The 12,268-nt window shown below is 42.9% G+C and carries 8 protein-coding genes; 5 read left to right on the top strand and 3 right to left on the bottom strand.

Annotated elements, in window-relative coordinates:
- Positions 1-80: 80 nt before the first annotated feature.
- The 3 genes from A0128_RS13700 (at position 81) to A0128_RS13690 (ending at position 4,250) form a co-directional block, all read left to right on the top strand.
- Complete coding sequence (locus A0128_RS13700) at positions 81-1,172, top strand: helix-turn-helix domain-containing protein (RefSeq protein ID WP_245667159.1); 1,092 nt, start codon at positions 81-83, stop codon at positions 1,170-1,172.
- 297 nt (positions 1,173-1,469) lie between these two features.
- Positions 1,470-3,218 carry a CocE/NonD family hydrolase gene (locus A0128_RS13695; protein WP_156781842.1) on the top strand — a complete coding sequence of 583 codons (1,749 nt, stop codon included), beginning with the start codon at positions 1,470-1,472 and terminating at the stop codon, positions 3,216-3,218.
- Positions 3,219-3,359: 141 nt separating this feature from the next.
- On the top strand, positions 3,360-4,250 hold the full coding sequence (locus tag A0128_RS13690; RefSeq protein WP_069608032.1) for a tetratricopeptide repeat protein: 891 nt from the start codon (positions 3,360-3,362) through the stop codon (positions 4,248-4,250).
- 93 nt (positions 4,251-4,343) lie between these two features.
- Here A0128_RS13690 and A0128_RS13685 read toward each other — a convergent pair whose 3' ends face one another.
- The 3 genes from A0128_RS13685 to A0128_RS13675 all read right to left on the bottom strand — a co-directional run bounded on the left by A0128_RS13685 (position 4,344) and on the right by A0128_RS13675 (position 9,838).
- Positions 4,344-5,945: a DUF2079 domain-containing protein gene (locus A0128_RS13685; protein WP_069608031.1), complete on the bottom strand. Its 1,602-nt coding sequence runs from the start codon at positions 5,943-5,945 to the stop codon at positions 4,344-4,346.
- A 101-nt stretch (positions 5,946-6,046) separates the two neighbouring features.
- Entirely contained in the window at positions 6,047-7,795 is a 1,749-nt protein-coding gene (locus A0128_RS13680) for an acyl-CoA dehydrogenase family protein (protein WP_069608030.1), read from the bottom strand.
- 18 nt (positions 7,796-7,813) lie between these two features.
- On the bottom strand, positions 7,814-9,838 hold the full coding sequence (locus tag A0128_RS13675; RefSeq protein ID WP_069608029.1) for an oxidoreductase: 2,025 nt from the start codon (positions 9,836-9,838) through the stop codon (positions 7,814-7,816).
- Between the two features lie 126 nt (positions 9,839-9,964).
- On the opposite strand from A0128_RS13675, the gene A0128_RS13670 reads away from it, so the two are divergent.
- Both A0128_RS13670 and A0128_RS13665 read left to right on the top strand, forming a co-directional pair.
- The gene (locus tag A0128_RS13670; RefSeq protein ID WP_069608028.1) at positions 9,965-10,624 is read left to right on the top strand and encodes a TetR/AcrR family transcriptional regulator; all 660 of its coding nucleotides are present in this window, start codon (positions 9,965-9,967) and stop codon (positions 10,622-10,624) included.
- A 342-nt stretch (positions 10,625-10,966) separates the two neighbouring features.
- On the top strand, positions 10,967-12,073 hold the full coding sequence (locus tag A0128_RS13665) for a TMEM43 family protein (protein WP_069608027.1): 1,107 nt from the start codon (positions 10,967-10,969) through the stop codon (positions 12,071-12,073).
- Positions 12,074-12,268: the final 195 nt, after the last annotated feature.

Below are 12,268 nucleotides of genomic sequence, written 5' to 3'. Positions count from 1 at the left end.
GAACGTCGGTTTAAATTTGTGGAAAGAAGAGCACAAAAAATTCTGGACTGAGAATCCAACTTCCGGTTCTATCTCTTCTCGTGTCCTCCATCCTGACAGAGACTGTTTTTTTCGGAGCCGTATTCGGTTTATTGATCGGATTGGGAGCGCTTCTTCGACCTAACGCAGGAATCCAAAATCGGCTCGTGTTTCTCCTGAACGCGTGCGGATCTATATTATTCTTTTATGTTTATTTTCTTTTGAAAGACATTCACTTTGAAACTCGATTTTTAAACTATATGTATGTTCCTTGGCCTTGGTTTTTGGGCTCGGGAATGTATAGCCTCTTTTCCGCGACCGTTCGAGATTCTTATAGCTGGAAAAAAGATCGATGGATGTACGTTCCGGGTTTGTTTCTTACGATTTTGATTCCGATCTGTTCTTGGATCCAACCCGATTGGTTTGGAAATCGACCGGAAGATTTTTTTTATAAGAAGACTACGAGCATCTGGGATATTTTATTTCTTTCGGGCTTCTTTGTAAATTTAGGATACTACGCGTTTATTTTTTGGGACACACGTTCTCTTTTTAGAATCTCTCAATTGAGGACGGAGCCGGGAGGGCGTCTTCTTTTGCTGATCCTAAGCGGCGGGGCGAGCGTTACTCTTCTTTTGCTTTCCGCGTATTTGTTAAGAGAATTGGATCTGCTCTATACTTCCGTAGTTGCGACTACGTTTTACAGTGTGATCGCTTATCTTTCTCACCAGAGAACTCCGAAACTCTTGGGCGAGATCGGACCGGCGGTGAAGGAAGCGTATCAGAATTCGCGGCTGGAAAGTGTGGATCTTTCCGTAGTCGATTCCCGCCTAACACTTCTTATGAGTCAGGAAAAATTATTTCTTCAAGAAGATTTGGATCTTTCCACTCTCGCTGAAAGACTCGATTTAAAACCGTATCAGTTGACGGAATTCTTAAATTCAAGAAAAGGAATGAACTTTTCTAAGTTTATCAATTCGTATCGGGTGCAAGAGGCCGCAGATATTCTCAAATCGGAGGAAGGAGCGAACATACTTTCCGTGGCTTATCGATCCGGTTTCAACTCAAAGGCAACTTTCAATCTTGCGTTCAAATCCGTTTTTGGAACTTCTCCAAGAGAGTATTTGAGGAAGTCCAGATTGAGTCGGTCCAGTTAGACGATAACTTGCAAATTATTTTCGGTGCAGACTCGGTTGGAGAAAGGATTGAATTTTCCTTGGAAAAAGGTTTTTCCTTCGGAGATCCGACCTTGAAAAAGGGGATCTTTTACTGAGTTTTTAAAAAAGTAGGAACTCTTACTTTTTCAAAAAGTTGAAAACAACATCCTAATTTTAAATTTAAGACCTTTTATTCGACTCAAATCCGAATCTTAAGCGAATTCTAACAAAACCAAGGTTAAACTCCATCTCCATAAGTGAAATATGCGTACTACGCTGAAAATTTCAGGAGAAAAAATGAGAATTGGATTTCGAACAACAAGTGTGTTAAAAACAGGAGCTTCCTTCTTTCTGTTTTTATTTTTAATGAGCTGCGGGAGTGAAAACGAAAATTCCTCGCAGAAAAACCTCGCTGCCTTGGCGGCATTGATTCCCGGTAATTCCGCAGCGTTTTTAAACGGGAACGCTTCCGCGAGTCCCTTCCAACAGGGAATTACAGCTTCGCAGATCGATTCCGCGTTTCAAGCGGAGAACGACGGAAGTTTTACTTTTAACGATTCGATCGTGATTCGTTCCGGCGACGGAACTTCGATTGCGGCGAATCTCTTTCAGCCTAAGAATCTCGTATCGGGTCAAAAATATCCGACCGTGATTTTTGTAAACAGCTGGGCTCTGAACGAATACGAATATATCGTTCCCGCGGCAAAGCTTGCAAAAAAAGGTTACATCGTTTTGAGCTACAGCACTCGGGGGTTTGGGATCTCGGGTGGTCTGATCAATACCGCCGGAATCAAGGATCGTCAGGATTTGTCTGCGGTATTGGATTGGCTTCGGGCAAATACTCAAGTAGATTCTTCTAATATAGGTATATCAGGAATTTCTTATGGAGCAGGGATCTCTCTTATAGGAGTGAGTTTTGAACCTAGGATTAAAACCGCAGTTGCGATGAGCGGATGGGGGGATCTAAAACGTTCTCTCTATGGAAACGATACTCCTCGTTTGGTCTGGGGTTTGATTTTGATCGGCGCCGGTTACTTTACGGGAAGAATGGATCCAGTCATCGCAGATAATTTTACAAAACTTCTTTCCCATAACGATATCGCGGGTGTCACCGCCTGGGCCGCGGAACGTTCTCCTGCGAGTCTTGTTTCCGAACTGAACGCATCCGGAAAACCAGTTTATATCTCGAGCAACTTTGAAGATTTTTTATTCAATCCAAATCAGATGCTCGACTACTTTGCTTCTTTGACCGTTCCTAAAAAATTGGATATGAACGAAGGAATCCACGCAACCGCGGAAATCGGCGGTGTACTTGGACTTTCCAATCCGATCTGGGACAACGCCTATGATTGGTTCGACTTCTGGTTGAAAGGAATCAACAACGGAATTATGATGAAGCCGACGGTCACCTTTCAGAAAAGATTCAACGGACCGAGAGTGACTCTTCCTTCCTGGCCTTCTTCTACCGTTTCGGAAAAAACTTATTACCTAAAACCGAGAACCCTTTTTACGGACGGAAAAATTTCTTCCACTCAGAATACAAACAATCTGAACACAGGAATCCTTTCCGGCGCGGATACGATCGCGACCACGGGGATCCCTTTGATTTCCGATATTTTGGCTTCTCATCTGGAAGTTCCTGTAACTGCTTCTTTGGATTGGCTGAGCAGGATTAACGGAATCGTCTACGAATCGAATTCTCTTTCTTCGGTTCTGAAAATCAGAGGTAAAATTTTCTGGAAGGGCCAGGTTTCTTCTTCATTAGGAAAAGCGAATGTAAATGTTTACTTTTACGATGTGGGAAGTAACGGAGTCGGAAAACTGATCACTCACGGAACCGCTTCCATCTACGTCTCCGCGTTTGAGACGACGGATCTTACGGTTGATCTCAATGCGGTCGCTTATGACGTTCCCGCCGGAAATCGTATCGCCATCGCTCTGGATACTTTCGATCCTCAATACGCGCCTCCAACCGCTTTGGTCTACGGTTTGGACGTGAAACACAATCCGAGTAAACAATCCACACTCTCCATTCAATCCGAATGAGAATCGGATAATCATAAAACGAGTCGAACTTTGTTTCGGCTCGTTCTCTTTCTTTGTAAAATCTAAAAAATGACAGAGTTTTAACAAAATTTTTTATCAATAAAAAGTTGAATTCTTAGAAAAATTCGTTTCTATTGCCTGATGGAAAATAAGGCTCTGGATTCGTTTTTTTTCGGTTTGGCTTTTATCATTGGAATTGCGATTCTAATCGGAAGTTTGTTTTTTCCAAAGACCGACGACGCGGTGGATCCTGCTTCTGCGGCTACGAACGGGCCTACTTTTTTTCAAGAGTTCTCCGAAGGAATCGAATCCTTTCTGCAAAGTGTGAAATCGAGTTCCGATACAAATCAATCTTCAACTCCTTCGAACGAACCCCAAGAAGAACCGAACGATATTTTTAATCGCGCTTACGACGAGTATGGAAAGAGAGAATATCAGAAAGCCGCGGATGATTATTCCAAATATTTAAAAAGAGTTCCTGGCGACGCTTCCGGTTATTACAATCGCGGTCTTGCGTTCTACCGTTTGGAAAATTATTCGGACGCTGTGAATGATTTTGAAAAGGCGGCCGAATTGGATCCTAAAAAAGCCTCGGCCTTTTTGTATAAGGGGTACAGTCACGAAAGGTTGGATGATTGTATGCAGTCGATAGAAGATTTTCAGAAGGCGATCGACTTGGGATACAATAAAGACGGCGAACTCTATAAATTCAAAGCGCGTTGCGAAAACAGAGAAGAGGATTATAACCAAGGATTAAAGGACGCTCTAAAGGCGGTCGCTCTGGATAAAAAAGATTCCTACGGTTTTTTTGAAGTGGCTTATGCTCAATACGGTTTGAAAAAATATGCGGACTCAGTGGCAACGTATTCAAAAGTTATTCAGATGAATCCGAAGGACGATGTGGCCTTTCATAATCGGGGGCTTGCCTACGTTTTTTTAAAAAAGACTTCTTTGGCCTGTAAGGACTTTCAAAAGTCGTTCGATATGGGTTACGAGGATTCTAAAGAAAGATTAAAAGAATATTGTGAATGAGAATTTTCATCCGTTGCACGGATCTTTTTAAACGCAGACCAAGATTTGATTCTTAGTTTTTTTGTTTGGAAAGGTTAAGAAGGAATTGGAAGGCTACTTCTGTTTCAAAGGCTCGTAATTCGAAGATTGCGAGTGATTCTTATAAATGCTAAAGTGTTTTGTTTTAGAAATGAGCTCGATTCTCCCGATTTTGTTTTCCTCTTGAATTCTTTCTCGAATTTTTTCCGAGGATACATAGGGAGAATTGTATCCGTGATCAAAGACGATCCATTCCTTGAAAACGCGATTGTCCCGAATCGGATAGACTGAATTCCGAAAGGAAACAAACGGTGAGATATGAAAACCCGCCGAAACAAAACTCCCTTCCGGAATCTCTTTTAGAATCGTTCGTAATTCCGAGGCTTTTTCTTTTTGAGGAGCGAGCTGGATCGGATATTGTCCGTCTTTTCCGTTTCTATAAACGGAAAGTAAAAAAGTGAATATTAGAAAAATCTTAAGTTTTTCCTCTCTAGAAAAAGGGAAAAAAGGAATTTTCTCTTTTTTTTCGATCCAACCCTGGATTCTTTCGGCCCCATTTTTTAAAAATAGAATCAAGAAGGGAATCAACGGATAGATGTAGTAGCTGTACATTTCTCTTACCCAAGGATGAACCGATAGCCGAAAGACGGAATAAAGTCCTAAGAATGGTAGAAGGAGCCAGCCGCCGATCAGATTCCAGAATCCCCATTCTAAACTTAAATCTCTTAGGCCCTTTGCGTATTGGCGAATACTTTCCGGATTTTGAATGTAGTTGAGAATCGTTTGATACGGATTTGTTTCCGCATTTCCCCAATACTCTTTCCAATTTCTTCCGGCGGAGTCGCCCACAAAAGAATTTAGAAACGGATGTAAAATTCCAAAATAGATAAGGGAGAGCAGGAAGACTCCGATCCATTCCTTTTTTCTCTTTGTATCCGTAAAAATTAGCATGGACGAAAGTCCCGCTGCGTATATCGAAAGATCTTCTTTGATTCCTAAAAACAAAACGAGGGATAAGATCCAAAGCCAGGGTTTTTGTTTTTGTATTCCGATTAAGAGCAAGAGAAATAGAAAAGGAATCAATACTTCGAAGTGTAGAGAATGTCCCAATCTATAAAAGCTGGAAGAGCCCGCCCAGAGTAAAACGGCGCTGAGAGAAAGTTCTTCCGATATAAAGGATTCTCTTAGATAAAAATAGAGAAGGGGAAGCGTGAGAGCGCTTAAGAAAAAAACTCCGATCCCAAATCCAAGCTCGGATCCGAATAAAATCGGAAACGGAGACAAGAGTAGAATGGCGGGCGCCATGTGATGCGAAAGAAAATTTGCATTCTCCTGCAAACCGTAATACTGTGTTTCGAAAAAGTTTCCTTTGACTAAGGTGAACATCATCCTCGCTTGCGCCGTATAATCAAAGTCCCCGAGTAAAAAGGAATCGAGGGCGTTCTTTGTATAAAAGATTCCTTCTATAAAAACGATCAAGGACCAATACACAAGCCAGACGAAGGGAGGAATCGTCTTAAAAGATTTTTGTTTCCGTTTATTAAAAAACCAGAATAAAACCGTTCCCAACAATAAGGATCCGAATAGAAAATAACCGGAGAAACCCTTGCTTCCCATCCAGTATTGAATGGGAAGATATAGGAAAAAAAAAGGATAAAGAAAGGGAAAAGAAGACATATCGATTTCTGTCCAAGATGAATTCTTCGATTCTAAATTCTCTCGAAAAAAGAAAGTAATATCGGTTTTCTATCGTTCTTAGAATGGAAACGTGCTCTTGTCTATTCCGCGTTTTCGATCCGATAGACGCAGGCTTTTGAAATCGCGGTGCTATCGATCAGATAGGCCCTGCAGTCCTTTGTCCAACGATCGAACGAATCGGTTTGTCTGAGTTTGGTGAGAGCCCTTTCATACAATAAACTGCAGAGATAACGAGCGGTCATGATCATTAGATTTTCTGCAACTCTCTCTTTGGTGTCGTCCTTGCCGATCAAACGAAAGTGAGCGATCGCAATTTCAAGTAGATTGTATTGTTCGGTTAGAAATTTGGACGGCTCTATCACTTCTTTTCGAATCGACTCCAGATACTTTCTAAAATTTCCGTCGGCTGTCATTCCCGCGATGATGGCTCCTGTTGCAATTCTTACGTGAATCTGACTTGTCCCTTCGTAGATCGTATTGATTCTGGAATCACGAAACATTCTCGATACGTCATAGTCTTCCGTATAACCCGCGCCTCCGTGAATTTGGATCGCGAGGTTCGCGCACTTATGAGCTTCTTCAGAACAATAGTATTTTGCAATGGGTGTAAGAATGGACGCGAGATTCCCCCAGGTCTTGACTCTTTCATCTTTTCGAATCTCTCGATCTTCTTTGTCGGATTTTTCCAAACGGACCTGATGGTGTTGATATAGATCTACGACTCTTGCAATTTCAAATGTAAGAAGTCTCATCGCATTGACTTCTCTTTGGATCTTGTGAAGCATTTCGGAAACTGCAGGAATTTCCGAGATCGGTTTTCCAAATTGGATTCGTTCTTCCGCATACTTTTTGCATTCGTAAAATCCTCCCGCGCCTCCGCCGGGACCACCCGCTGCGCTTCCGAGTCTCATGAAGTTTGTCATCCCGGCCGTGTAACGAGTGAGACCGAGTCCTTCTTCTCCGAGGAGTTCTGCGGAACTATTTTCGTAGACGATCTCACAAGTGGGGGAGGCGTGAATTCCCATCTTGGTTTCGATTCCGGCCACGTTTACTTCGGAACTTTTTACAAGAAATACGGACAACCCTCGAGCGCCTCCGTTTTGTTTTCCGGTTCTTGCAAGAGTCAAAAGACTGGATGGATAAGGACCGAGTCCGCAGCCTTGAGAAATAAAACGTTTTGTTCCGTTGATCCGATAACTTCCGTTTTCAGTTTTTGTCGCGGTAGTTCTTACGTTATTCAGATCGGATCCGAAATCGGGCTCCGTAAGAGCCATCGCAAAGAGGGTTTCACCTAATGCGGCTTTGGCGGCGAATTCTTCTATTTGTTTTTTGGTTCCGAATCTTGCTACAATCTGAGCGAGATTTAGGAGTGTGATCGTCATACAAAAAGAAACGTCTCCTCTTGCCATGATCATTACAAAAAACGCGCCCACGGTTGCGGGTAACGCGAGTCCTCCGGCTTCTCTCGAAATCGAATAGGACATCAGTCCCGTTTCTCGAAACTTTTCGTATATGGATATCGTTTCGTCCGGAAAGATTACTTTTCCGTTTTCGTAACGAAGGTGTTTTTTATCCATGGTCTGAGAAACTTGAGAAACTTCTTTTCCAAAAAATTCCCCTAAGGATTCCAAACTGGATCTGTAGAGATCGATCGCTTCTTGTACGTTTGACGGAGCCATTTCAAATCTCGGATCCGCCGTCTTTTGATAGTGTTTATAATCAAAGAATTCTTCGCCTTCGGTTGATTTTACGATCGAAGGCCAATCGATCAGATGTTCAAAAAATAATTTTAGATCTTCGTCATCCGTAAAATAATTGTTAGCTATCATATTCTTTTATTAGGATCCTTATGCCGTTTGAGAAACTTTGTTTTCTCTTCCGATGCTAAACGCCGCGTTCAATCCGTCGAGAAAGGCCCTTTCGGCGTCGATTCCTTTTGCGTCCTTGGCACCGCCGATGAGAAAGATTTGTTTTTGAGGATACAAGGTCCTATACGTTTCGTAAAGGGAGCTTTCTTTTTCTTGTCCGACACAAAGGATTAAAGAATCGCAGGGATATAAAACTTCCTCTCCGTTTTTTAGAATCACTTTGAGTCCTTCGTTCGTGATCTCTTTGTAGTTTAAACCTTGAAAGAATTCAACACCGGAAGCTTCCAGTTCCTGTTTGAGAGCCCAGAACGTAGTAGGTCCGAGGCCGGCTCCGTGTTTTCCGTTTCTTCGAAAGATCGCGACTTCCCTTTTTGATTTATGAGGTTGGATGACAGCGTTCGTATAAGAATCGATATTGTATTTTTTAGAATAGGACTCAAGCGTAGGATCGTGATCTTCCGTTAGTTTGTGTGCGACGTCCACGCCGATTCCTCCGCCTCCGATCACTGCAACTTTTTTTCCGGGTTTAAATTTTCCGGTGAGATAATCCGTATAGTTTCCGGTTGGAAGAATGCCGATTCCGGGAAGATCGAATTCTCTTGGTTTGACTCCGGTTGCAAAGATGATAGCATCCGGATCGATTTCGTTTAACAATTCGAGATTACAATCCGTGTTCAAGCGCATCTCGACTCCGAGCGCGGGAAGTTCGTTTTGAAAATAACGGATCGTCTCTTTGAATTCCGATTTACCGGGAATATTGGAAGCAAGATTGAACTGTCCTCCCAGTTGATCCGATTTCTCTATTAGAATTACCTTATGTCCCAGAGACGCGCTGGCTCTCGCCGCTTCCAGTCCACCGGGGCCCGACCCGATCACAACGACCTTTTGCGGTTTTATCGGAGAATGGATTTCGTATTCCAGTTCGTTGACCGCTTGTGGATTTACGAGACAAGAAACCGATTTGTCGATAAACGCGTGATCCAAGCAGGATTGATTACACGCGATACAAGTGTTGATACGATTCGACATTCCAGTCTGAATTTTTTTTACGATCTTGGCGTCTGCGAGAAAGGGTCTCGCCATCGAAATGATATCGGCTTGCTTGTTTTCAAAAATTCTTTGCGCCGTGATCGGATCGTTGACTCTGTTCGATGCGATGATGGGAAGGCCTGGAGTTTGTTCTTTGATTTTTCCCGCGATGTTCGCCCACGCTCCTCGCGGAACCAATTGACTGATCGTGGGAATTCTGGATTCGTGCCATCCGATCCCGATATTTAGAGCGGAAACATTCTCTTTTTGTAATGTTTGTGCGAGAAGACATACTTCTTCGAAAGTAGGATTTCCGGGAATGAGATCGATTCCCGACATTCTAAAAATAACCGGAAAACCATCCGGAAGATTTTTGATTACGGAACGAAGAACTTCTACGGCCATGTTCATTCGTCTTTTGGAGTCGCCTCCAAAATGATCGTCTCTTTGATTCGTAACGGCAGAGAAGAATTGATTGATGAGATAACCTTCGCTTCCCATAATTTCCACCGCTCCGAAGCCTGTTTCTTTCGCGAGTTTTGCGGCGAGTCCGAAGTCCTCCACGGTTTTCCAACATTCTTCTTCCGTGAGCGCGCGCGGAATGTATCTGTTGATGGGGGCGCGGATCGCGGAAGGCGCTACGCAGTTTCTATCAAACGCGTATCGACCCGCGTGAAAAAGTTGAGCGCACATGATCCCTTGTCCTTTCAGAAGTGAGTTCATCTTTTGCAGCTCGGATGCGTGTTCTTCGTTTTGAATATTGAAAAAATGTTTGGAACCTCTGGCTTCTTCGTTTACGCCGATTCCACCCGTGACGATGAGTCCAACCCCTCCATCGAATCGTTTTCCGTAAAACGCGGCCATTCTTTCTGCGGTTCCGATCTTACCTTCGAGTCCGAGGTGCATGGACCCCATTATGAATCGATTGGGGATTGTAGAATTACCTATTTTAACAGACTGAAACGCTTTTTCCATGATCGATCTCCGTAGATCCTATTATTAATTACCAGTGGTAATATAATTGGAATTCAAGGCAAGGAATAAATTACCACTGGTAATTATAGTCTTGCAGAAAAATAATTCCCGTAATATATAGTGGATATGCCAGCAAAGAAAAAGGGTTCGCGCAGCCAACACCTCGGAGTCGGCAGGCCTTTTAAAAAAGACGGGATTACGGTTCGAGAGGACTTGATATCGGCGGGCGCCGAACTTTTAAAAACCACTCCGCTGGAGGAGATATCACTTCGAAAGGTGGCCGCTTATGCCGGAGTAAGTCATGTCGCTTCGTATCATCATTTTGAAAATAAGAATGCTCTGCTCGCCGCCGTTGCCGAGAAAGGTTTTCAGAAATATTTTTCTTCTTACCAAAAAGAACTCAAAAAAACGAACAACGATTTTATAGGAAGAATGCGCGCGCTCGGTTGGACATACATTCAATTTATTCTCAATAATCAACAATTCGCGAGAATCATGTTCGGAGGAGTGGATCTACATCCGGCTCTCTCTGCGGTTTCCAGAAGGACTTACAGACAGTTGCACGAGATCATTCGAATGGGACAAGGTTTAGGGGCGATCAGACAGGGCCACGCTCGGGAAAAAACGTTGGCGGCTTGGTCTATGATTCACGGTATCGCGATGCTTTTTCTCGAAGGAAGAATCAAACCAAAAAAGACCGACAAAGAGATGAAAGAATTTATTCAATCCGTTACCGAATACACCTACATAGGAATGACAGTGTCGTCTCCGCCTAATCCGCGTTAGATGTTTATTCGAACAAATTCCTTTTAGGCGAAAGATCTATCTCTTCTTTTATCAAAACAACAAGAGGAATGAACTCCCGATTTTTCGACCTCAACGACAGAACGTTTAGAATCTTTATAAAACAACGAAACTTTTCTTCTTTTCCCGCTTCTCCGGTTAAAATGTCCTCAGTTCTTAGTTGAAATTAGATAAAAAATTATTTACAAACTTCTGATTTCCCGGAGAGTCTCCAGGCCTCTTAGAATCCCTATCTTTCTATCTGTCGAAATCGTTCGACTAGTCATTGAGAATTAGATAAGGATCAGATTGGAGCAAGCTGTAATTCAGAAAGGAGAAAGTTCAATGGCGTTTGAAAGCCCGGACGGAATGTCCTCAACAGAAGGTGTAGGTTTCCTATCACAGATGGGAAATTCTTTTAAGAGTATTCTCACAGGAGTCGTGTTGTTACCGGTTTCGTTTATCATCATCTACAACGTAGAAACCTGTGAACAAGCAAGCGCGGCTCTCAAGAACGCGGCGCCCGCAGGATCCGCAAAAGAAGGACAACCTTCTTACATTACGGGAACCTTAAAGGCAAGTCCTCTTAGCGGAAACTTTGTTAAGAGCGGATCTTATATTTCTTATTCGGTAAGCTCCGAAGTCTATGCTTGGGACGAAGAAGTGAAAACGGAAGGATCCGGAAGTAATAAAAAAGAAGTTCGGAACTGTGTTCTCGAATGGACTTCTTCTCCGGAAAATCCGTCCAGTTTCAAACTCTCCGGATGTCGTTCCAAGGCGTTCCATAGAAAGTCAGTTAAGGATGAATCCGACTCCGCTTCCGGTGGATCGGTTCTCGTCGACGGAAAATCGTATTCCGTAAATCTTTCCGACGTCGATTTCACTTCTCAGGTTTCTTCCAGAGACGCAAACGAAGACGAAATCAATAAGAACGGATTTGTTTTGGGAGAAGGTTATCTTTTCAGTTCCAAGGCCTGCGCGGACGAGGAGAAAGAAGGTTGCGAAAGGGTAAAGGTTTCCGTAACTCCGATCCCGGAAGGTGAGATGACTTTTATCGGCGATATCAAAGGAACCAAAGTTGGGAAGTTCGTATCGGAAGAAGGAAATAAATTCTTGAACGCGAGCGTCGGCGGCTTTTCCGAAACGATGAAAGACATTCAATCAGACGATAACACCATGAAATGGGTGGGACGTTTTATAGGATTTTTCGCGATGTTCAGCAGTTTTACTCTAATGGCGGGACCGCTTACTTCTCTCTTAAGTTTTATTCCTTTTGTAGGAGATCTGGGAGGAGGATTGATCAAGGTCGTTCTTGGAGTGATCGCTTTTGTTCTCACTGCGATCACGATTCTTCTCGTAAAATTCTGGTATATCTGGCTGGTCCTTCTCTTGGGAGCGATCGGTTACGCGATTTACAAAAAAAAATACGCGCCGGCGACTTCCGGACCTTAATTTTAGAATCCAATTTTGATTTTAGAATTGGACTGGTGCCTCGTAATGAGGGCCGGTCCTTTTTTATGTCCGCCTTCCAATTCTTCTTAAAATAACGATCGTTATCTAAAATGCGAGTAACTTATCATATAGTGTAGCGATTGATATAAAATTTGAACGATTGATATAAAAAAACATTTGCATATATTTATAAAA

Origin of the sequence: Leptospira tipperaryensis, from assembly GCF_001729245.1 — a bacterium.
In the GTDB taxonomy this organism is placed as follows: domain Bacteria; phylum Spirochaetota; class Leptospiria; order Leptospirales; family Leptospiraceae; genus Leptospira; species Leptospira tipperaryensis.
The sequence above is the reverse complement of the archived record's forward strand: the minus strand, read 5'-3'. Positions and strand labels throughout refer to the sequence as shown.

Bases quoted from the DNA above. Each gene is read 5' to 3' on its own strand.
- A0128_RS13695 (WP_156781842.1), top strand. From the start codon at position 1,470: ATGAGAATTGGATTTCGAACAACAAGTGTGTTAAAAACAGGAGCTTCC.
- A0128_RS13690 (WP_069608032.1), top strand. From the start codon at position 3,360: ATGGAAAATAAGGCTCTGGATTCGTTTTTTTTCGGTTTGGCTTTTATC.
- A0128_RS13685 (WP_069608031.1), bottom strand. From the start codon at position 5,945: ATGTCTTCTTTTCCCTTTCTTTATCCTTTTTTTTTCCTATATCTTCCC.
- A0128_RS13680 (WP_069608030.1), bottom strand. From the start codon at position 7,795: ATGATAGCTAACAATTATTTTACGGATGACGAAGATCTAAAATTATTT.
- A0128_RS13675 (WP_069608029.1), bottom strand. From the start codon at position 9,838: ATGGAAAAAGCGTTTCAGTCTGTTAAAATAGGTAATTCTACAATCCCC.
- A0128_RS13670 (WP_069608028.1), top strand. From the start codon at position 9,965: ATGCCAGCAAAGAAAAAGGGTTCGCGCAGCCAACACCTCGGAGTCGGC.
- A0128_RS13665 (WP_069608027.1), top strand. From the start codon at position 10,967: ATGGCGTTTGAAAGCCCGGACGGAATGTCCTCAACAGAAGGTGTAGGT.